This window comes from Streptomyces sp. NPDC057963 (assembly GCF_042887155.1).
In the GTDB taxonomy this organism is placed as follows: Bacteria; Actinomycetota; Actinomycetes; order Streptomycetales; family Streptomycetaceae; genus Streptomyces.
The window spans coordinates 16,848-37,125 of sequence record NZ_JBHVPX010000012.1; the positions used below are offsets into that span (position 1 = coordinate 16,848).

The 20,278-nt window shown below is 70.8% G+C and carries 17 protein-coding genes and 1 pseudogene; 5 read left to right on the forward strand and 13 right to left on the reverse strand.

The features are described 5' to 3' along the window. Positions 1 to 136: 136 nt before the first annotated feature. The 4 genes from ACFVT1_RS26230 to ACFVT1_RS26245 all read right to left on the reverse strand — a co-directional run bounded on the left by ACFVT1_RS26230 (position 137) and on the right by ACFVT1_RS26245 (position 7,409). Complete coding sequence (locus ACFVT1_RS26230) at positions 137 to 2,794, reverse strand: DUF6493 family protein (protein ID WP_389799756.1); 2,658 nt, start codon at positions 2,792 to 2,794, stop codon at positions 137 to 139. Continuing rightward, complete coding sequence (locus ACFVT1_RS26235) at positions 2,791 to 4,164, reverse strand: SWIM zinc finger family protein (protein ID WP_389799758.1); 1,374 nt, start codon at positions 4,162 to 4,164, stop codon at positions 2,791 to 2,793. Before ACFVT1_RS26235 ends, ACFVT1_RS26230 begins: the two co-directional genes overlap by 4 nt. A gap of 73 nt (positions 4,165 to 4,237) precedes the next feature. After that, the gene (locus ACFVT1_RS26240) at positions 4,238 to 5,818 is read right to left on the reverse strand and encodes an alkaline phosphatase D family protein (protein WP_389799760.1); all 1,581 of its coding nucleotides are present in this window, start codon (positions 5,816 to 5,818) and stop codon (positions 4,238 to 4,240) included. A 115-nt stretch (positions 5,819 to 5,933) separates the two neighbouring features. Then, entirely contained in the window at positions 5,934 to 7,409 is a 1,476-nt protein-coding gene (locus ACFVT1_RS26245; RefSeq protein WP_389799763.1) for a PLP-dependent aminotransferase family protein, read from the reverse strand. A gap of 47 nt (positions 7,410 to 7,456) precedes the next feature. Here ACFVT1_RS26245 and ACFVT1_RS26250 point away from each other — a divergent pair. Next, positions 7,457 to 8,305: pseudogene (locus ACFVT1_RS26250) on the forward strand (DMT family transporter); the annotation flags it as partial. A gap of 57 nt (positions 8,306 to 8,362) precedes the next feature. Here the strand turns inward: ACFVT1_RS26250 and ACFVT1_RS26255 are convergent. Then, the gene (locus tag ACFVT1_RS26255) at positions 8,363 to 9,193 is read right to left on the reverse strand and encodes an alpha/beta fold hydrolase (RefSeq protein WP_389800163.1); all 831 of its coding nucleotides are present in this window, start codon (positions 9,191 to 9,193) and stop codon (positions 8,363 to 8,365) included. A gap of 154 nt (positions 9,194 to 9,347) precedes the next feature. On the opposite strand from ACFVT1_RS26255, the gene ACFVT1_RS26260 reads away from it, so the two are divergent. Both ACFVT1_RS26260 and ACFVT1_RS26265 read left to right on the forward strand, forming a co-directional pair. Continuing rightward, on the forward strand, positions 9,348 to 10,232 hold the full coding sequence (locus ACFVT1_RS26260; RefSeq protein ID WP_389799765.1) for an RNA polymerase sigma-70 factor: 885 nt from the start codon (positions 9,348 to 9,350) through the stop codon (positions 10,230 to 10,232). A 308-nt stretch (positions 10,233 to 10,540) separates the two neighbouring features. Further along, on the forward strand, positions 10,541 to 11,308 hold the full coding sequence (locus ACFVT1_RS26265; RefSeq protein ID WP_389799767.1) for a GntR family transcriptional regulator: 768 nt from the start codon (positions 10,541 to 10,543) through the stop codon (positions 11,306 to 11,308). A 49-nt stretch (positions 11,309 to 11,357) separates the two neighbouring features. Here the strand turns inward: ACFVT1_RS26265 and ACFVT1_RS26270 are convergent, their stop codons facing one another. From ACFVT1_RS26270 to ACFVT1_RS26280, 3 genes are all read right to left on the reverse strand, one after another. Further along, positions 11,358 to 12,515 (reverse strand): ROK family transcriptional regulator, encoded by a 1,158-nt coding sequence (locus tag ACFVT1_RS26270; protein WP_389799769.1) that lies wholly within the window; start codon positions 12,513 to 12,515, stop codon positions 11,358 to 11,360. 100 nt (positions 12,516 to 12,615) lie between these two features. Beyond that, positions 12,616 to 13,266 (reverse strand): response regulator, encoded by a 651-nt coding sequence (locus tag ACFVT1_RS26275; RefSeq protein WP_389799772.1) that lies wholly within the window; start codon positions 13,264 to 13,266, stop codon positions 12,616 to 12,618. Positions 13,267 to 13,270: 4 nt separating this feature from the next. Continuing rightward, on the reverse strand, positions 13,271 to 14,443 hold the full coding sequence (locus tag ACFVT1_RS26280) for a sensor histidine kinase (RefSeq protein ID WP_389799774.1): 1,173 nt from the start codon (positions 14,441 to 14,443) through the stop codon (positions 13,271 to 13,273). 108 nt (positions 14,444 to 14,551) lie between these two features. Here ACFVT1_RS26280 and ACFVT1_RS26285 point away from each other — a divergent pair, with 108 nt between their 5' ends. Beyond that, positions 14,552 to 15,493 carry an ABC transporter ATP-binding protein gene (locus ACFVT1_RS26285; RefSeq protein WP_389799776.1) on the forward strand — a complete coding sequence of 314 codons (942 nt, stop codon included), beginning with the start codon at positions 14,552 to 14,554 and terminating at the stop codon, positions 15,491 to 15,493. A 2-nt stretch (positions 15,494 to 15,495) separates the two neighbouring features. Then, positions 15,496 to 16,233: an ABC transporter permease gene (locus ACFVT1_RS26290; RefSeq protein ID WP_389799779.1), complete on the forward strand. Its 738-nt coding sequence runs from the start codon at positions 15,496 to 15,498 to the stop codon at positions 16,231 to 16,233. Between the two features lie 226 nt (positions 16,234 to 16,459). On the opposite strand, the gene mug is transcribed toward ACFVT1_RS26290, so the two are convergent. The 5 genes from mug to ACFVT1_RS26315 all read right to left on the reverse strand — a co-directional run bounded on the left by mug (position 16,460) and on the right by ACFVT1_RS26315 (position 20,144). After that, entirely contained in the window at positions 16,460 to 17,020 is a 561-nt protein-coding gene (mug, locus tag ACFVT1_RS26295) for a G/U mismatch-specific DNA glycosylase (protein ID WP_389799782.1), read from the reverse strand. A gap of 19 nt (positions 17,021 to 17,039) precedes the next feature. Continuing rightward, a complete protein-coding gene (purB, locus tag ACFVT1_RS26300) occupies positions 17,040 to 18,482 on the reverse strand; it encodes an adenylosuccinate lyase (protein ID WP_389799784.1) in 1,443 nt (480 codons plus the stop codon). 563 nt (positions 18,483 to 19,045) lie between these two features. Further along, positions 19,046 to 19,300 carry a hypothetical protein gene (locus ACFVT1_RS26305; RefSeq protein WP_389799786.1) on the reverse strand — a complete coding sequence of 85 codons (255 nt, stop codon included), beginning with the start codon at positions 19,298 to 19,300 and terminating at the stop codon, positions 19,046 to 19,048. Continuing rightward, entirely contained in the window at positions 19,297 to 19,998 is a 702-nt protein-coding gene (locus ACFVT1_RS26310) for a hypothetical protein (protein WP_389799789.1), read from the reverse strand. Before ACFVT1_RS26310 ends, ACFVT1_RS26305 begins: the two co-directional genes overlap by 4 nt. After that, positions 19,995 to 20,144: a hypothetical protein gene (locus ACFVT1_RS26315; RefSeq protein ID WP_389799791.1), complete on the reverse strand. Its 150-nt coding sequence runs from the start codon at positions 20,142 to 20,144 to the stop codon at positions 19,995 to 19,997. Before ACFVT1_RS26315 ends, ACFVT1_RS26310 begins: the two co-directional genes overlap by 4 nt. Positions 20,145 to 20,278 lie beyond the last annotated feature (134 nt).

Below are 20,278 nucleotides of genomic sequence, written 5' to 3' on the forward strand. Positions count from 1 at the left end.
GCACGCTTCGGCCGGTTGGCGCGGGTGCACGCTCCGGCCGGTGCCTGCCCTGCCCGGCCGGTCCTGCCTGCCCTGCCCGGTGGCAACCGTCGGTCCGGGAGAGCCGCCGCGGGTCGCATCGCGATGCCCTCGGTCCTCACCGAGGCCCCGGAACCTGCTCCCAGGCCGTCTTCAGGCGCACCGCTTGACGGGCCAGCTGCGAGGAGCCGCCGCGCGCGGCGGTTTCGGCGAGCCCGGGTATCGGCTCGGCACCCATCGGACCACAGCGCTCCACGCACTCGGCGGCCACGGAGAGCAGATCAATCAGCCCGTGAGGCCCCTTCTCGCGGGCCAGTAGCCCGGGCAGAACCCCCATCAGCACGGAGAGCACCGTCCGGTACGCGCCGGTGGCGGCAGCCGTGCGGGCGGAGTCCGCGAGCCGACTGGGCTTCACCAGGCTGTGTTCGAGGAGGACCGCCAACTCCTCGCCCAGCAACGCCGCGTCCAACCGGCGCTGGGCCGCGAGCGCCAGCAGCGCGTCCACCGCCGACAGCCGGTCCTCCGGATACCGGGCTCCCATCGCATACGCCACGGCCAAGTGGGTGGCTTCGGCGGCCGGCCCGCCGAGTTCGACGAGCGCGGTCAGCGGCTCGGCCGTGCCCCGGATCTCATCGACCGTGCAGCTCGCGAGATTTGGCAGCAGCCATGCCGCGAGCGTCTCGCCGTCCTGGGGCAGCGTGGCGAGCCAGGGCCATGGGCTCTCGCCGCAGTGGTAGCAGATCCGGCGCGGGACGTGCGGACGGCCCAGCCAGTGGAAGGAACGAGGAAACTCCTGCTCGATGAGGGGGCGTTCCCCGGTGGCCATCAGGACCCGCCGTGTCCATGCGGTCGGTTGCGGCGACCAGCCATCGGACGAGGACCGTTCCTTGTCCAGATCGAACCGGTACACGGGCGCGAGCGGCTCGTCGGTCCGCAGCCAGGCGGCCAGCCGGTCACCCTCCGGGGTGCCGAGCAGGTCGGCCGCCGCGGCTGCCTCGTGCTGACCCTCGCGGCGTACGCGCAGCAGGGCCTGGGCGAAATCGGCTTCTCCGGGCCGGATCCCGAGCCGCTGGTACGTACGCAGCCGATCGACGAGCACGGCAGGGTCGAGCGAGCCGGTGTGCCAGGTCGGGACGGCCAACAGGAACGGCGGGCCGCCGCTCAGCACGGCGTCGGCGGCCTCCCACAACCGGGCCCTCATCACCCCGGCGAGCGCGGCATGGACGCAGGTCCCGGTGCCGGTCCGGGCGGCGCGCCCCTCCCGCACGGCCTGGACCGGAATCCGCCCGAGCAGGACGGCCACGACGAGCTCGATGCCCGCGTCCGAGGCGAGCCGCCGCTCGACCCGGGACAGTTGGCCGTCGTCGAGCCACCACTGGCCCGCCAGCGCCTCACGCAGCGCTTCGGCCAACGCCGACCGGTCGGTGCGAGCATGGCGGACCAGCCCGTCCAACGCCCGCTCGAAGGTGTTGATCTCCTGCGGTGCGGACCTCGCCAGGACCACCACCTCCTCGACGAGCTCCGACAGCGTCCGAGGTGCCGGGTCCAGGCGCCGCGGCTCCGGGGCGGGCGGCAGCAGTTCCCCGTACGGCTCCACCACCGACTGCTCGTCCAGCAGATCGCCGAACACCTCGGTCGCCGCCGTACGGTGCACCGGACTCAACAGTGCTGCGGACAGGGCGAGTTCCTCCCGCACCGGATCACCGGCGGCGGGCAGATACCGGGCCGCCAGCTTGAGCGCCCGCTCCTGAATGCCGATGTCCTCGTGGCCGAAGGCCTCCGCGACGGCGGGCAGCAGCTCGCCGGCCGTCGACCGCTCGCGGCGCAGGGCCTTGCCGATCAGCACGAGTTGCGCCCGGACCAGCTTCTTCTCCGTGCGGAACAGCACCGACCCCGAGACATCCGCCAGGGCCCGTGCGGTCAGCTCGCCGCGCTCGTCCAGCCGGCCGAGCACCTCCTGGGCGTGGCCGGCGACGGTGGAGATTCCGTCCGCGGCCATTCCCATCCAGTCGGCGAGCCGATCGGCCTCCTCCTGCGCGGTCGGCGCGAGCCGGCGCAACACGGCCAGGAAGAACCGGAGGTCGGCGGGCTTCCCGCCGCGCAGCAGCCGGGTCACACAACTGTCGAGGAGCACCGGCCGCTCCACCAGGCCCTCCGCCGCGAGGACGGCCAGCGCACTCGGCCAGTGATCGGGATCGTCCGGTTCACCGCACCAGGCCACGGACGACGGCAGCTCCGTCAGCTCGAAGAGCCGCGGCACCAGAACCCCCAGGTGGCGGTCGGCACGGAGGATGTCGATCAACGGTGCCGGATTCTTCCGCTGCCACTGGGACGTCTCCGCCCAACCCCGCACGAAGCCCTCCGTGGTGGGTACGGGGCACTGAGCGATCTCCACCAGCCCGGAGACGACCTCGTAGGTGATCTCCGCCGTGGCGGGCCGGGCCGCCAGCCGGTGCGCGACGTCACCGAGCCAGGCGGGGGGACGGTCCGCCAGCGCTTCGAGGAGCAGCGGGTACGGGGACCGTGTCCAGCCCAGCAGATCCCGGCCGCCGATCCAGGCGGCACAGCCCGCGGCGCCCGTGTGACAGCCCGCCCCGGCGATCAGCAGGGCCTTGCGGATCCTGTCCTGCTTGTGCCAGTGCCAGTCCCGTGCCTCCTTGCGGAGTGCCTTCAGATCCACCAGCGCCGACCGGCGCTGGGACCGATCCAGCCGGGCGAGCAGGGCGGGCACGTCCCGCTCGCGCCCCGCCCGTACGGCGGTGAGCAGCTCCGTCATCGCACACCCCCGGCAACCGGCGCGCCACGACGGACCATCCGGACGGCCAGCGCGTGTTTGCACGGGCCCCGGCGCCCGCGGTAGTCGATCCACCATGGGCAGGTGCAGCTCAGCGCTCCGTCCTTCTCCCGCACCTGGTAGCGACGCTCTCCGGAGGCCACGGTCGCGGTGTCCCCGTCCAGTGAGACGGCACCCGAGCCGGCCAGCCGGCGGGCCGCGACCAGACGCGGATTGTGCCGCTCGGCCCGGTCGGCGTCGTACGGCAGCTCGCGGTGGAAGTAGGCGGCGTCCGCGAGGTCGTAGCCGACCCGGCCCGCCGTCCCCAGCCGGGTGAGGGCCGCTCGTACCCGCTCCACCGGCAGCCCCGACTGCTCGGCGAGATCGGCGGGTTCGATCCGCGGCTCCCAGGCCAGCAGCACGGACACCAGCTCGGCGTCGGCCGCGGCATCGTCGGTGGCCAGGGCTTCGAGCACCCCGCCCTCGCCGGAGAACCCGCGCGAGGCATCGGGCGACAGCGTCAGGGTGAGCCGCATGCCCGGCAGCACCACCTCCCAGGCGCTCGCGGTCGCCGCTCCGTCGGCCACCGGCCCGTACACCCGCAGGGACGTCGCATGACGCAGCACCCGCTGCAGTGCCACAAGCCGCTCGGGACCCGGCAGACACACCGCACCCGCCACCGGCCGTGTCGTCGGCCGCAGCGTCTTTCCGGCGGGGACCACCCACCGCGCGCCCCGCGAGGCGTTCCCCGACGAGCGGGGCAGCGAACGCAGGAACCGCACGGCCTCCGGGGCCGGCAGCTCGGCCCGCAGGTCGAATCCGGCGGACACCACCTGCGCCTCGGCGAAACCGCGGAGCCACCGGTCGGGCAAGGGCACCTTCTTCTCCACGACCGGCCCGTCCAGCGTGGTGACGGCCATCTCGTCCGGACCCACCCGCAGGTGCAGAGGATCGTCCCCCGCTATCCGCGAAAGTGCCTCCCGCAGCGGATTGTTGACATCCACATTTGTCGTGCCGTGACCCGTCTCCGCGCCGTCCAGGCCGTCCCGCAGCACATCGAGACGCGCGTACACACCGCAGCATCCGGAGAACGACTCGAAACGCAACCGGTCTCCGTTGCCCGTCACCACCGGGTCGAGCGAGGCGGGCAGGGTGCGCTGGTAGTAGCGCGCGGAAGCCACGTCCGCCACGGCCAGCAGGCCGCGGGCGGCGGTCCTCGGCGATGTGAGGAAACCGGAGAAGAACCGCGGATGGGGCTCGGTGCCCCGGGGCGTGAGGCCGCCGGAAGTCTCCAGGCCGAGGAGCTGACCGGCCCGGGAGGCCTCCAGGGCGGACGGGCGTGAGTAGGCCAATGCCTGAACGGATCGGGTCATGCAAGAACCGTAGGACCCAGCACTGACAATCGGCCCCGGACCACCGCCCGGGGCCTCGGCACGGCCGGCCGGTTCACTGTCCTACGCGCCCCGGCTGCAACACCTTGCTGAACAGCACCGAGCCGCCCTGCGCCCGCAGCCGCACGGTCAACTCGCCGCTGTGGCCGTCGATGTCGACCTCGCCGAAGAACTGCGGAGTCTCCATCGGCGACACGTTCGCGCGCTCGGGCGCCCGCACGAAGACCCGGTCGGGACCGAACGTCGCGTCAAGTGTGTTGGCCGGGAACTGACCGGCGGCCAGCGGTCCCGAGACGAACTCCCAGAACGGTGCGAAATCCTTGAACGCGGCACGTTCGGGCTCGTAGTGCTGTGCCGATGTGTAGTGCACATCGGCGGTCAGCCAGACGGTGCCGGTGATTCGCCGGTGCTTGATGTACCGGAGCAGCTCCGCGATCTGGAGCTCCCGGCCGAGCGGCGCTCCGGGATCGCCCTGTGCGACCGCCTCGAAGTCTGTCGCACCGTCCGTGACCACCAGTCCGAGCGGCATGTCCGCGGCAATCACCTTCCACACCGCGCGGGACCGCGACAGCTCGTGCTTGAGCCAGCCGAGTTGCTCGGCGCCCAGGATGCCGGTGGTGTCGTCGGGCTGCCGGCCCGGGGAGTTGGCGTTGCGGAAGGACCGCATGTCCAGGACGAACACATCGAGCAGCGGGCCGTGCCGCACTACGCGGTGCATCCGGCCCTCGCCGGAGGAGGCATGCAGGGTGGACACCGGGAAGTACTCGCGGAACGCCCGCGTCGAACGGGCTGCCAGCACATCGACGTTCTTCTCGGTGTAGCGGGGGTCGTCGAGGATCTGCCCGGGATACCAGTTGTTGCGTACCTCGTGGTCGTCCCACTGAACGATCGAAGGCACCTGGGCGTTGAACCGCCGGACGTTCTCGTCGAGGAGGTTGTAGCGGAAGTTCCCGCGGTACTCGGCAAGGGTCTCGGCGACCTTCGACTTCTCCTCGGTGGTGATGTTGCGCCAGACACGTCCGTCGGGCAGGTTCACGCTCGGCTCGATCACCCCGTCCGCGTAGATGTTGTCGCCGCTGCAGAGAAAGAAGTCCGGGTCCAGACGGCGCATCTCCTCGTACACCGCGTAACCGCCGATGTCCGGGTTGATGCCCCAGCCCTGGCCCGCGATGTCGCCGGACCACAGGAAACGCACCCCGTCTCGGCGCCGTGCGGGCGCGGTCCGGAAGGTGCCGTACACCGGCTCGCCGGTGCGACGGGGGTCCGCGGGGTCGGCGAGTGCGACCCGGTAGTGCACCTGCTCACCCGGCGGCAGACCGTAGAGCGGTGTGGTCCCGGTGAAGTCCGTTCCGGGACCGACCAGCGGTCCGTGCCATGTGCGGGCCCGCCGGAAGGACTCCGTCGCCGATGTCTCCACGACCATCCGGGCCGGACGGTCCGAACGGACCCAGACCAGCGCCGACGACGCGGTGACATCGCCCACCTGCACGCCCCACGCGGCGCGCGGCCGGCCGGACAGGGCGAAGGCGGGGGCCGCGGCGCCCACCACGGGAAGCGTGAGCGCGGCCGATGCGGCGAGCGAGCCGCGCAGCACACCACGGCGATCGAGGGACGGAAAACGCGGACGGTACGACATCGGGACGCCTCCGGGGCAGTGGGGCAGCGGACGAACGGCCGGCACGGCCGCTCCCCACCCTTGTGGCCGTCGGCGGCGCGCACACCAACCTCAGGTGAACACCCGGCCCCGGCCCTCACCGATGTCCGGTGTCCGGCCCCTTCGCGTCCCGTTGAACCGCCGCCAGCAACCGCACACCCTCCACGATGTCCGAGGAAGGCAGGTGCGCGTAGCCGAGCACCAGGCTCACCGTCCGGTCGGCGGAGGGCGCGGTTCCGAAGTCGCTCAGTGGCCGCAGAGCCACTCCGGCCTCGGCCGCGCGCGCCATGAACACCGGCTCGGGACCGTACCTTCCGGGCAGCCGGGCGATGATGTGCAGACCGGCGGCGATCCCGCTCACCTCGGTACCGGGGAAGTGCTCCGCCAACGCCGTGGTCAGCGTGTCACGGCGCTCACGATAGGCGCGCTGGCAGCGGCGCAGCTGCCGGTCGTAGCCGCCACGGACGACGAAATCGGCGAGGACCGCCTGATCGACGGCCGGATTGCCCAGGTCCATCGTGCGTTTGCGAGCGATGATCTCGTCGGTCAGGGTCGCCGGTGCGAGCAGCCAGCCCAGCCGTAGTCCCGGGGCCAGCGACTTGCTCACCGAACCGGTGTATGCGACATGTTCGGGATCGAGGCCCTGCAGCGAGCCTACGGGCGCGCGGTCGTAGCGGAAGTCGCCGTCGTAGTCGTCCTCCACGATCAGCCCGTTTGTGGCGCGCGCCCAGCCCAGGAGCCTGCTGCGGCGGGCGGCGGTGTAGGCGATTCCGGTGGGGAACTGGTGCGCCGGAGTGGTCACGACGGCACGGACACCCGAGTGTCCGAGCAGCCCCACATCCAGACCATGGCCGTCGAGCGGCAGCCCGATGGTGGCGATTCCGGCCGATGCGAACAGCGCGGCGTGTTCGGGGCTGCCGGGATCCTCGACGCCGACCGTCCGCATCCCCCGACCGTGCAGCACGAAGCCGAGCAGGGTCGTCGCCTGTGCCACGCCGGAGCACACCACCAGGCGCTCCGGATCGGCGACCACGCCCCGGCGTCTGGTCAGCAGGGCGGCCAGGGCTTCCCGAAGTTCCGGCAGCCCCCGTGGATCGGGATAGCCGAGTGCGCTGTGCGGCAGCCGGCCGAGCACCGAACGGTATGTGGCGGTCCACGCGCTGCGGGGAAACATTGACAGGTCGGGTGTCCCGGGACGGAAGTCCACCCATGCGCCGGGTGTGCGAGGAGCGAGATCGAGCGCCCTTGGGGCGGCGGCCCGAACCGCCCCGCTCACCCATGTGCCCGCACCCCGTCCGCTGCGCAGATACCCCTCGGCGGTGAGCTGTTCGTACGCCTCGGTGACCAGCCCCCGGGACACCCGCAGATCGGCGGCGAGCGCACGGCTGGACGGCAGCCTCGTAGCCGGGGCGAGACGGCCGGAGCGTACGGCCTCCCGCAGCGCCGACCGGAGTGCGCGACCGCGCCTGCGCGCCGGAGCGGCGGCAGCCGGAAGCAGCAACTCCCAGGCAGCGGAATCGAATTCTCCGTTCTCCGCGCGGCCCGATGGCGGATTGGTCCCCGAAGACGTCATGAAAGTGGACCTTAAACCGGACCGCACGGCTGCCTAGCGTCGGCTCCATGAACGTCACTTCTCTGCGCGGGGCGCTCCTCGCGGCCTTCGCCTGCGTCCTCGTGGGCGCCTCCTTCACCGCCAACAGCGTCCTCGGCCACTATCCGTACGCGGGCGGCCAGGCGCTGCGCTACAGCCTGGCGGCGTTGTTGCTCCTGCCGTTCCTGGCCCGCGACGGACAGCCCCGCCCCACCACCAGGCTGCGCGCCCTCACCCGGCGTGAGTGGGGACGGCTCGCGCTGCTGGCCGCCGTCGGCATGGTCGGCTTCAATCTGGCCGTCCTCGGCGCGGAACGCTCCGCGGAACCTGCTGTTCCGGGAGTGTTCGTCGGCTGCGCCCCCATCCTCGTCGCCGTTCTCGTGCCGCTGCTGGACGGCCGCCGCCCGGCGCCCGCGGTCCTGTGCGCGGCCGGTCTCGTCGCCGCCGGGGCCTTCACCGTCCAGGGGTGGGGCCGTACGGACCCGGCGGGCATCCTCTGCTCGGCCGGCGCGCTGGCGGGCGAGGTCGGCTTCGCCGTTCTCGCCGTACCGGTACTGCGCCCGCTGGGACCGAAGCTGCTGTCCGCCACGGTCTGCGGCATCGCCGCCGCGGAGTCCGTGCTGCTCGGTGTGCTGCTCGACGGCGGGGACGCACTGCGGACGCCGACCCCCGGCGAGGCCATCGCACTGCTCTGGCAGGCGGCCGTGGTCACCGTCGTCGGTTTCGTCTGCTGGTACACGGGCATGCAGCGCATCGGCGCCGAACGCGCCACACTCTTCTCCGGCCTGATTCCGGTCTCCGCCGCACTCACCGCGCCGCTCGTCGGCACGGGTTCGTACGGGATCCCGCAGGCCGGCGGCAGCCTGCTGGTCGGGCTGGGCGTGGCGCTCGGTTCCGGCGTCCTGCCCCGGCGAGGAGCGGAGCCGGGCGCCGGTTCAGCGGCTGGTGTCGAGAATGACGCGCGCCACGAGGGCGGGATCGTCGTTCATCGGAACATGACCGCAACCGGGCAGCCGCACCAACCGGGCCCCGGGAATGGCGTATTTGGCCCTGATTCCCTGACGGCGCAGCAGCAGCCGGTCGCGGCTGCCCCACGCGACGGTCACCGGCATCCCCGGCACATCGTCGGTGAACGCGACACTCCGCCCGACGGCAAGCGTCGGGTGGAAACCGGTCGCCTCGCGCAGGGCGACGGTCTCCGCGACAACGGCATCGGGTGAACGGCGGCCGGGCCGGGCGTAGATGGTGCTGGTCAGGGCCGCACGCCCGGCCGCGCTGCGCGCAAGCCGTTCGATCACCGGCATCGGCAACGACAGCGCACCCCGTCGCATCGCACGCAGTGTCCCGAACGCATAGCGACGCTCGCCCTCCGTCCAGAAACCGGCGGGCGACAGCGCCGTCACCGATCGCACGAGCTTGGCCCGGCCCAGCTCCAGAGCCAGGAGGCCGCCAAGGGAATTGCCCCCCACGTGCGGACGGTCCAGGCCGAGCTTCTCGCAGAACGCGCCGAGCACCGGGACCACGCTCGCCAGGTCGTACGGAACCCCCTCGGGCAGCGCCGGGGAGTTACCGAAGCCGGGAAGGTCCACGGCGACCACGTCCCGTTCCAGGGCGAGGAAGGACAGCACCGGATCCCAGGCCTGGCGGTGGTGGCCGATGCCGTGGAGCAGGAGCAGCGGTTCGCCGCGGCCGGTCCGTTCATACGCCATGGACACGGTCCGGAGGCCTCGCGGTGAGTTGACGCCGAACGGGACCGTGGTTGCCATGGTGATACCCCCGGGGTGATCCGACATGAACGGACCATGCCTGAAGGTGATTTAGACGTCTCGTCAATAACAATTACCGTTCGGTAGCTTGCAGTTCAAGAGGGCCGCGCGATTCGCGGTGGACAGGGTGCGGCAAGTCGGCTGGGATGAGGGGGTGGCAGCCGACACCGCGACCGACGTCTTCGAGGAACACCGCCCCGTGCTCACCGGCGTGGCCTATCGCATGCTGGGCAGGATCGCCGACGCCGAGGATGTCGTGCAGGAGGCATGGCTGCGCTGGTCGTCGGCATCGCGTGAGGACGTGAGAGAGGCGCGCGCCTTTCTCGTGAGGATCACCACCCGTCTCGCCATCGACCGACTGCGGCAGGCGCAGTCGAGGCGCGAGGCGTACGTCGGGCCCTGGCTGCCGGAGCCGCTGGTCACCGACTTCGGGCCGACCGCGCCCGACACCGCCGAGCAGGCCGTTCTCGCCGAATCGGTGTCGGTCGCCGTGCTTGTCGTCCTCGAATCGCTGTCCCCTCTGGAGCGGGCCGTCTTCGTCCTGCGCGAGGCCTTCGGTTTCCCGTATGCGGAGATCGCCACCGCCCTGGACCGGTCCGAGGCCGCGGTGCGCCAGCTCGCGGGGCGCGCGCGGCGCCATGTCGAGGAGCGCAAACCGCGTTACGACGTCGATCCGGTCCACCGCCGTGATCTCACGGAGCGGTTCCTCGCCGCGGCGGCGGGCGGCGACATCGACGAACTGCTGGCCCTCCTCGCGCCCGATGTGCGGCTCGTCGGTGACAGCGGTGGAAAGTCCAAGGCGCCGCTGAGGGTCATCGAGAGCGCCGGCAAGGTCGGCCGTTTCCTCTTGGCCGTCACCCACGATCAGGTCCCGGACCTCGACATCCGCTTCCTGGAGCTCAACGGCGGGCCGGGCCTGCTGGTGCTCTCGGGCGGCCGGCCCGACTCCGTCTTTCAGTTGGACGTCAAGGACGGGCTCATTCATTGCGTATATATCGTGCGCAATCCGGACAAGCTCGCCAGTTTGCCGACAGGCTGACCGCGCCGCGGGCGACTCGGCACGCTCTCATGCGGCGCAGGCACTTCCGGCCGCCCCGGGACCCCTGCTCGAAGCCCCGCGGTCCGACCGGCGGTTTCTGGGCACTGTCGCGGGGTCTTGTGCTGCGGGCGGCCCACGGCACCACGAACGTCCTGTGAACGCTCTGCGGCAGAGCCCCGTTTCCCTGTGTGACCAAGGAGGATTGGTCTTGACCAAGGGGGTGTCCCGTCCTATGGTCTCAACGTTAAGACAGGAACCTTTAATAAATAACGTCGCGGAAAAGCCGCTGGGCGATTGCGGAGGACAGGGTGGGGACCACGCAGCTGGAAACGGTGCAGGAGCCGAAGTACTGGCACCTCAAGACCGTGCTCAGTGAGGCACTCGACTCGGACTTTGCGGTGGGCGAGATCCTGCCCAACGAGCGCGAACTCGCCGCCCGGTTCGGAGTCGCCAGGGCGACGCTCCGGCAGGCTCTGGAACAGCTCGAACTCGAAGGCAGGCTGCAGCGCCGCCGTGGCGTCGGGACCACCGTCGCCCCGCCGCGCGTCGGGGTCGCCGTCTCCTCGGCACAGCGTGACTGGGCCGGCGGCGGTGCGGGCGAGGCCTGGCAGCCCGTGAACTGCACGACAGCGGCCGCACCGGCGTCAGTGGCGGCCACGCTCGACGTGGAGAGCGACGAACCGGTGCACATCGTCCGCCGGATCCGGGTCACCCACGGACAGGCGGTCGCGGCAGAACTCCTGTACGTCCCGTCGTCGTCGGTGCCCGAACTCTCCGCGATCGATGCCCCGTCCGGCCCTGCCCGGGCCCGCGGTGTCCTGCGCGAACTGCACCGCCTCGGCCTCGACGGTCAGGACCGTTCCGTGGAGCTCGGCTCGGCGCGTGTGGACGACGCCAAGGAACTGGACCGGCTTCCCGGCGCCCCCGTTCTCGTCGTCACCACCCGCTACCTCGTGGCGGGAGGCACCGCTGCGCTCTCCGTCGCCACGTATCGGGCCGACACCTGCCGGCTCACCTTCGGTGACTCGGGTGACCTGGAGATAAGCCACCACGGCCAGGAGCGTCAGGCCTCCTGAGCGCGACCGGCCTCATCCGCTCAAGACGTACACATACGGCCCGCCGCACTCAGCGGCGGGCCGTCACCGTTGCCTCCACGGCGAAGAGCTGCTCCTCGACATGGTCGAGGGCGAGCCGCAGCGCGCCCGTGGCCACCGCCGCCTCGCCGAGCAGCGACAGCGTGACCCGCGGCGGTCGAAGGCAGTAGCGGGCCAGCTCACGGCGGAGCGGGTCCAGCACACCGTCCAGCCCCGCGGCCCAACCACCGATCACCACCAGCTCCGGGTCCAGGGCCAGCACCAGCGCCGCGACATCGTGCACCAGACGCTGAATGAACCGCTCGACGGCAGCCTGGGCGCGGACATCGCCGTGCCGTGCCTCTGCGAACACGGCGGCGACCGCAGGCTCGTCCAACGGGTCCAACGGCGTGTCCGTCGTCGACAGAAGCTTCTCGGGCGTCGCCTCGCGACCGAGGAGATGGAGCGCGCCGATCTCTCCCGCCGCACCGCCGAAACCGCGGTGCAGCCTTCCGCCGATCAGCGAGCCGGCGCCCGGGCTCAGCCCGGCCAGCACGAACACGATGTCGTCCGTCTCGGTGGCGGCGCCCTTCCAGTGCTCCGCGACCGCCGCGGCATTGGCATCGTTCTCCACGAGGACGGGGCAGCGGAAGGAGCGTCTCAGCCGCTCGCCCAGCGCCAGACCCGTCCAGTCCGGCAGTGCGGTGCCCAACCGAACGGTTCCATCGGCCTCCACGATGCCCGGGCTGCCGACGCCGACCGCACGCAGACTGCTCCGGGCCACCCCGGTCCGCCGCAGAACATCGGCGACCACGGTCCTGACCTTGTCGAGCCGGTCGTCCGCGCAGGCCGCCTCCGACACCTCGCGTGAGCCCGCCCCGATGATCCGCCCGTCGAGTCCCGACAGCAGAGCGGAGATCCGATGCGGTCCGATCTCGATGCCGAGCAGATGCCCGGCCTCGGCGCGGAACCGGAACCGGCGCGCAGGCCGCCCCTGCCGTCGGGCCCCGGCGCCGTCGGGCACCGACTCGACGACCAGCCCGGCCTCGAAGAGCCCTTCCACGACGCCCTCGACGGTGGGCCGGGACAGACCCGTGATCCGGGTCAGATCCGTGAGGGTGGGGGAGTCGGCGCCTCGGAGGGCGTGCAGGACCACTGCGGAATTGATCCGTCGCAGCAGCGACGGATCCCCACCGGTCAGCCGGCCCACGGTGTGTCCTCCCAGCTCGTGCGCATGTCAGGCGGATCGTACTCGCTGCTCGGGTGCAGGGCGACCGTGGGCCGGAACGGATATCCGGAGGCGGCGGCCCTCAGCTCGGAGCGACGAACCCGGACTCGTACGCCGCGATCACCGCTTGGGTGCGATCCCTCGCACCCAACTTGGCCAGTACGGCGCTGACATGGGTCTTCACCGTCTCGACACCGACCACGAGCTTGGCGGCGATCTCCGCGTTCGACAGACCACGGGACATCAGGCGGAGGACCGCAGACTCACGCTCGGTCAGCGCTGCCCGGTCCATGGCCGCCCGCGCCTTGTTCGTGCCGTACTCGGCGGCGAGTTGCCGGACCGCCGCAGGGAACAGCAACGACTCGCCCTCTGCGACCAGGCGTACCGCATGCACGATCTCGGCGGGCCGGGCACGCTTGAGGAGGAAACCGTCCGCTCCGGCGCGCAGCGCCTCGTACACGTACTCGTCGTTCTCGAATGTGGTGACCACCAGGATCTTCGGTGGCTCCGGCACGGTCCGCAGCACCACCCGCGTCGCCTCGATGCCGTCCATCAGAGGCATCCTGACGTCCATGGCCACCACGTCGGGACGCAGCTGATGCAGCAGCGGGATGACTGCGGCGCCGTCACCGGCCTCGCCCACCACCTCGATATCGGGCTGGGCCTCAAGGACCGCACGCAGCCCCGCGCGGACGAGGGGTTCGTCATCGACCAGAAGAACGGTAACCGGCATCAGGTCAGCCTAGGCCGTTCAACGGAAGACTTGCATGCACTCTCCATTCGCCGTCGTGCGGACCGGTCTTGGCCTTTCCGCCCAGCAGCGCGGCCCGCTCGCGGATGCCCCGCAGCCCGCTCCCACCGCCCGGCGTACCCACGGAATCAGAGAGCGGATTGGTCACCTCCATCTCCAGCCGGCCGTTCGTGACGCTGATCCGCACCCGGACGGGAACCGCGCCGGAGTGGCGGAGCACATTGGTGAGGGATTCCTGAAGGATGCGGTACCCCTCGCGGGAGACCGCCCCCGGAACCTGCTCCAGCGGACCGGAGAGGTCCGCATCGATCCTCGCCCCCGAACCACGAGCGGAGTCCAGAAGCCGGTCTGCTTCCGCGAGCGTCGGCTGCTGTCCCACCGGAGTCCCCGACTCGCGCAGCACCCGCAGAACCCGCTCCAGATCGTCGAGCGCCTCCCTGCCGGTCTCCTCGATCGCGGCAAGCGCCCGCTCCGTGAACTCCGGGTCCCGAGCAGCCCGTGCCGCCCCCGCCTGCACGACCGCGACTGTCAACGCGTGCCCGATGGAGTCATGCAGCTCCCGTGCGATGCGGTTGCGCTCCAGCAACTGCTCGGTGCGCTCCTCCAGAGCGGTCAGCCGTTGCACCGGCGAAGGACCGAGGAGCCGGCGCGCGATGGCGGTGATCAGCTCGCCGCTTGCCACGGCCATGGCCAGCAGCACCAGGACGGGCAGAGGCGCGAGCAGGACGTACCACCAGTGCGGCGCCACTCCGTGGACCAGCCATTCGCCGCTCGGCCCTGCGCCCGCTGAGCTGAGGACGAGGTCGACCGTGGTCGCCAGCAGCCATACCGTTGCGAACCCCATGGCGGCGGCGAGCAGTAGCCGTATCTCCAGCCACAGCACTGTGCGCCAGCGATCAGCCCAGGTGGCCGCAGCGGTTGCGGAGATCGCGGCCTCGGGTCTGCCCCGCTCCGCAGGCGTGAGCAGGAGTTGTGCCTGGACGCCCTCGGCCAGCCGCATGCCGGGCAACAACCCCACGGGCACGGCGAAGACCATGGGAGCCCACGGCGCGTCCGTGGAAATGAAGAACCACACGCTGCAGACGGCCCCCGGGATGAGGAGATGCAACCACCGGGAGTAGGTGGCAGAGGTGGCCAGCGGGCGGAGAAGACGGAACATGCTGCCATCGTGTCAGCCCGCACGAGCCCGGCGGCTCCCCCGAGCGAGGGAGATGATCCCCACCCCCGGGGGAGGCCAGGCACCCTCGGGGGCAGCCAGTCTGAGGACATGACCAGCATCGACGTCCATGAGCTCACAAAGGAATACGGCACGACCCGCGCCGTGGACAGCCTCACGTTCAGCGTGCGCCCCGGCCGCGTCACCGGCTTTCTCGGCCCCAACGGTGCCGGTAAGTCCACCACCATGCGTCTCGTTCTCGGCCTGGACCGGCCCACCGGCGGCACGGCCACGATCGGCGGGCAGCCCTACGCCACACTCGCAGATCCGCTGCACCGGGTGGGCGCCCTGCTCGACGCCCAGGCCGCGCACGGTTCGCGTACCGCGCGGAATCACCTGCTGGCTCTCGCGGTCAGCAACGGCATGGGGCCTCGGAGAGTGGACGAAGTCCTGGAGGAGGCAGGACTCGGTCAGGTCGGCGGAGCGCGCATCAAGACGTTCTCGCTCGGCATGCGGCAGCGGCTGGGCATAGCGGCCGCGCTGCTCGGAGACCCGGAGATCGTGATGCTCGACGAACCGTCGAACGGACTGGATCCTGAAGGCATCATCTGGATCCGTGAACTGATGAAACGGCTCGCCCGAGAGGGCCGCACGGTCCTGGTCTCCAGCCATCTCATGAACGAGACATCCTCGTTCGCCGACCACCTGGTGGTGCTGGGCCAGGGGCGGCTCCTTGCGGACCTGCCGATGCAGGACTTCCTGGACTCCCGCAGCCGGCCCCGGGTGCGGGTGCGCACGACCGAACCCACCCGGATGCACGATGTCCTGACCCGCAAGGGGTATGCGCCTGCGCGGAGTGACGACGGGCGTTGGGTCGTAGAGGGTGCCAAGGCCGGGGAGATCGGTGCGATGGCCGCCGCCGAAGGCATTGCCGTCCTTGAACTCATGGACGAACAGGCCACGTTGGAACAGGCATACCTCGACCTCACCGCCGGCGCGATGGATTTCGCGTCCGCGGCGGCCTCGTCCACCAACCAGCAGAAGGAAGCCTGACCATGTCCACTACAGCAGTGTTGCGGTCCGAGTGGATCAAGATCAGATCGGTGCGGTCCGTCATCGGATCCCTGGCAGCGGTCCTTCTCGTGACGCTTGCCGTCACAGTGCTCGCATTCGCCACCGTCGACCAGGCCGAGGCCGCCAACGCCGACACAGAGCGGCTCTTCGGTGCCTTCTACGCATTGAACTTCGGCCAGATCGCGGCGATCAGCTTCGGGGCAACCGCGATCTCGACCGAGTATCTCAACGGCGCCCTGCGGATATCGCTGGCCGCGGTGCCGCGCCGCAGCGTCTTCTACGCGGCCAAGATGGCCCTCGTCGGAGCGCCGGCTCTTGCCGTCGGTCTTGTCAGCAGCTTCAGCGCCTTTCTGGTGGGGCAGACGTTCATGGGCAAGTACGCGATCGGCCTGGGGGAGCCGGGCGCTCTGCGGGCAGCCTTCGGTGGCGGGATCTATCTCGCCCTGATGGCTCTGTTCGCGGCCGGATTGACGGTACTGCTGCGCAGCGCTGTGGCCGTGCTCAGCCTCCTCATTCCGTTCGTTCTCATCGTCTCCTTCGTGGTCGGAGACGTCGCAGGCGGGGCGGCGCAGTACCTGCCGGACCAGGCGGGGCAGCTGGTGCTCCACCAGAACCCCACGGGCAGCCTGGGACCGTGGAGCGGACTCGCGGTGACCACTGCGTGGGTCGCGGCCGCGCTGGTGGCAGGCTGGTGGGCGGTCCGACGCAGAGACGCGTAATCGGCTGTCACACCCCAGACGCCACACACCACACGCCATGTTGACGTCGATGTTCATGACCGCGTGCGGGTGGGGTGCCATCGGGCTCTGCACGGAAGAGGGGCACCCGGCTACGAGCTGATCGTCGCGCCGGGTGCGACGCCACTGCCGCAGCCGCAGCCGCAGCCGCAGCCGCAGCCACGGCCAAGTGGCATCGGTATCGAGCTGTGAGGACGTGTCGAAGCCGTCAGGCTTCTTCGGTGGCGAGCGAGTCGTGCTCGGCGTAGGCGCGGAGGCGCCCGTATTCCTCCGCCATCGTCTGAGCCGTCCAGTGGGCGTTCAGGCCACTGGGGTTGGGCAGGGCCCAGACATGGGCGCCGCCTATCGTGTGGTCCTGTGGGCCGATCCGGGCAGTTCGTCTACCGAACGCCGTGCGGTAAGCGGTGACCCCCACGACAGCCAGCCACTGGGGTCGCAGTTGCTCGACCTTGGCTGCGAGGAGCTGTCCGCCTTCCCGGAACTCCTCGGTGGACAGCTCGTCCGCCCGTGCGGTGGCCCGGGCCACCACATTGGTGATGCCGAGGCCGTATCGCAGCAGTTCGGTCTGCTCCGCCGGCTTCAGCTGCCGAGGGGTGAAGCCCGACCGATGGAGCACCGGCCAGAAGCGATTGCCGGGGTGGGCGAAGTGGTGGCCCGTTGCCCCCGTCATCAGGCTCGGGTTGATCCCGCAGAACAGCACGCGCAGGCCGCCCGCGACCACATCGGGAACGGTGCGGTCGCGGGCGGCCCTGAGCTCTTCGGGTGTCATACGGCTGTGGTGGTGGCCGTCAGAGGATGGAGCCCGGCGTGTATCCGGCGGCCTCGGGGTGCTGCTTGGTGATGTCCTCGATGCGCGAGACCAGCGCGGTGACCTGGTCGCCCGCCGCCCCTGTGAAGGAGAGCTTGTCGGCCATCAGCGCGTCCAGCTGTGCGCGGTCCAGCGGGATGCGGTCGTCGGCGGCCAGCTTGTCGAGCAGTTCGTTGCGCTCGGCGCCCTGTTCGCGCATGGCCAGGGCCGACGCGACCGCGTTCTCCTTGATCGCCTCATGGGCGACCTCACGACCGACACCGGCGCGCACCGCGCCCATCAAGACCTTGGTCGTGGCAAGGAAGGGCAGATAGCGGTCGAGCTCACGGGCCACAACAGCCGGGAATGCCCCGAACTCGTCGAGCACCGTCAGGAAGGTCTCCAGCAGGCCGTCGAATGCGAAGAACGCGTCCGGGAGCGCCACGCGGCGGACCACGGAGCAGGACACGTCGCCCTCGTTCCACTGGTCGCCCGCCAGTTCGCCGGTCATCGACGCGTAGCCGCGCAGGATCACCATCAGGCCGTTGACGCGCTCGCAGGAGCGGGTGTTCATCTTGTGAGGCATCGCGGACGAGCCGACCTGGCCCGGTTTGAAGCCCTCGGTCACCAGCTCGTGCCCGGCCATCAGACGGATCGTCTTCGCGACCGACGAGGGCGCCGCCGCCAGTTGTACGAGCGCGGTCACCACGTCGTAGTCGAGCGAGCGGGGGTAGACCTGGCCCACCGATGTGAAGGCATGGGCGAAACCGAGGTGCGCGGCGATGCGCTGTTCGAGGTCCGCGAGCTTCCCGGCGTCGCCGCCCAGCAGGTCGAGCATGTCCTGGGCCGTGCCCACGGGGCCCTTGATGCCCCGTAGCGGATAGCGGTCCAGCAGGTCCTCCAGCCGCCCGTAGGCCACCAGGAGCTCGTCCGCCGCGGTCGCGAAACGCTTGCCGAGCGTGGTCGCCTGGGCGGCGACGTTGTGGGAGCGGCCGGCCATGACCAGCTCGCGGTACTCGCCCGCCAGCTTGCCGAGCCGGGCCAGGACCGCGACCGTGCGGTCGCGCATCAGCTCCAGGGAGAGCCGGATCTGAAGCTGTTCGACGTTCTCGGTGAGGTCCCGGGAGGTCATTCCCTTGTGGACCTGCTCGTGGCCGGCAAGGGCGTTGAACTCCTCGATCCGGGCCTTGACGTCGTGGCGGGTCACCTTTTCGCGCTCGGCGATCGAGGCCAGGTCGACCTGGTCGATGACACGTTCGTAGTCGGCGAGGGCGGCGTCCGGCACCTCGATCCCGAGGTCCTTCTGAGCGCGCAGCACCGCCAGCCACAGCCGGCGCTCCAGTTTCACCTTCTGCTCGGGGGACCAGAGGACGGCCAGCTCCGTGGAGGCGTAGCGGCCGGCCAGGACATTGGGGATGCGAGGCTTCGCAGACACAGCAGTCACGTGTCCAGAGCTTACCTGTCGTCTTCAGCGGTCGTGAGCGGCCACAAAGTCCACAAGGTCCAGGTCAGAGGCTCCTGGACCACCGTCTCACACACAGCGTGAGACACGCGTGAGACGAAACGGCCCCGGACCGGTGATCCCAGCGCCGCCGGGGCCTTGAGACGAAACCCTTCCGATCGAGCAAGGGAGCGGACCCCATGCAAGACCGTAGCCTGAGCGTCGAGCTGGGCGGCCCCCTCGCGGCTGCCCTCGAAGCACTGGCCATGCCCGCGCCGGCCACAAGAGGACATCCGCCCGCATTCCGACCGCGTCGTACACGCTCGGGTCGCCCCGCAGCGGGTCCAGCAAGGGCAACGACTCCGGTCGGTCTGCGGACGGCCTGCGGGTCCGTCATGCCGGGCACCCCTCCTCTGCGTACTGCGACCGGGGTGCTGCGGGGAAGGAGCAGATAGGCCGATGAGCGTGCCGGGCACCGTAGCGGTGCCGACCTTTCGCCACGAACCCACAGGGCCACCCCCTCGCATCAACGTCCTGTGCGTCGGACTCCGGCAGCCGCCGCGGACTCAGTCCCGCGCCTCGCGGAACCGCTTCACCACCTCGCCCGCGCTCGCCGCCAGGACCTTCATCGCCGCCAGGGTGTAGGAGAACTGCGGGGCCTGCCAGCCACCGTTGGCGTCGGACAGAAAGGCCGGGTCGAACAGCTCCTGCCGATGCAGGACCCACGCCAGCGACAGCGCGAAGGCCTGCTCGGCGGCGATGCTCCACGCCGCCAGCGAACGCGTCCACACCCGCACCGCCCGGATCGTGTCGAGTGTCACGAGGCCGACGAGCCCGGCCAGGATCGGCCAGATCCACCAGACCACAGGCTCTGGTCGAGTACGTCGAGGCGTGTGCCGCCGTCGGTCCGGTACGGCTGCACGGTGTGCTGCCAGACGATCAGGGCGATCAGAAGCGCGTGCCACACCACCCGGGCGTAGGCCGCCGCGCCACGCTTCTGCGGCACGTCGCGGTCGGGCAGGTCGTCGGGCGTCCGGGCTCCGCCGACCGTGCCGGGCCGCTTGCCGGACCGCTCGATCAGGGCGAACACCACAGTGAGCCAGGCAATCACCTGGGCGCCGACGGTGAGCACCGCCCCGACGGCTCCGCCGATCACCTCGCCGACCCCTTGGCCGTCCAGGACGTCGAGCACCGCGCTCACGGCGGTGACCACCGGCAGCACGGTGGAGAGCAGGACCGTGAGGAGCCGTACGTACGTCGGGCAGAGCTCGGGCCCGATCAGTGCGAGCGGCCGGTCCGCGTACCGGGCTGCGAGCCGGATCGGGTCGCCCATCCCGGTGAGCACCTCGCCCTCGGCGGTCGCCGGGTCGGCCGGGCCGCGGGCCTCGACGGTGTCGGCGATCGTGGCGCGCAGCTCGTCGGCCACGTCGCCGCGCTGGTCGGTCGGGATGCGCCGGACGACCTCCACCGCGTATCGGTCGGTCAGCGTGCCGGTGCCGGACGCATGCAACGTGCTCAACGGTCCCCCTCGGTCGGTCGCGATATCGAGGCGCCGAGGTTCTGCCATTCGCGCAGCAGTCCGGTGCGGACCCGGGCACCCTCCGGGCTGACCCGGTAGAACTTGCGCGGTCCGGACTCGTCGGTGTTCCACTCGCTGATGAGCAACCCCTGCTTCTCCAGGCGGCGAGCGAGGGTGGACCTGTCCCGAGCCTGTTGCGGCCGGTGCCGCCGAGCCCCGCTCGGCGGCTTGGCCGCTCTCGGCCCTCAGCTGTTGATCTTCTCGGCAACGCTGCACGGGA

Bases quoted from the DNA above. Each gene is read 5' to 3' on its own strand.
- ACFVT1_RS26240 (WP_389799760.1), bottom strand. From the start codon at position 5,818: ATGTCGTACCGTCCGCGTTTTCCGTCCCTCGATCGCCGTGGTGTGCTG.
- ACFVT1_RS26235 (WP_389799758.1), bottom strand. From the start codon at position 4,164: ATGACCCGATCCGTTCAGGCATTGGCCTACTCACGCCCGTCCGCCCTG.
- ACFVT1_RS26230 (WP_389799756.1), bottom strand. From the start codon at position 2,794: ATGACGGAGCTGCTCACCGCCGTACGGGCGGGGCGCGAGCGGGACGTG.
- ACFVT1_RS26245 (WP_389799763.1), bottom strand. From the start codon at position 7,409: ATGACGTCTTCGGGGACCAATCCGCCATCGGGCCGCGCGGAGAACGGA.
- ACFVT1_RS26280 (WP_389799774.1), bottom strand. From the start codon at position 14,443: ATGTTCCGTCTTCTCCGCCCGCTGGCCACCTCTGCCACCTACTCCCGG.
- ACFVT1_RS26285 (WP_389799776.1), top strand. From the start codon at position 14,552: ATGACCAGCATCGACGTCCATGAGCTCACAAAGGAATACGGCACGACC.
- ACFVT1_RS26255 (WP_389800163.1), bottom strand. From the start codon at position 9,193: ATGGCAACCACGGTCCCGTTCGGCGTCAACTCACCGCGAGGCCTCCGG.
- ACFVT1_RS26290 (WP_389799779.1), top strand. From the start codon at position 15,496: ATGTCCACTACAGCAGTGTTGCGGTCCGAGTGGATCAAGATCAGATCG.
- mug (WP_389799782.1), bottom strand. From the start codon at position 17,020: ATGACACCCGAAGAGCTCAGGGCCGCCCGCGACCGCACCGTTCCCGAT.
- ACFVT1_RS26275 (WP_389799772.1), bottom strand. From the start codon at position 13,266: ATGCCGGTTACCGTTCTTCTGGTCGATGACGAACCCCTCGTCCGCGCG.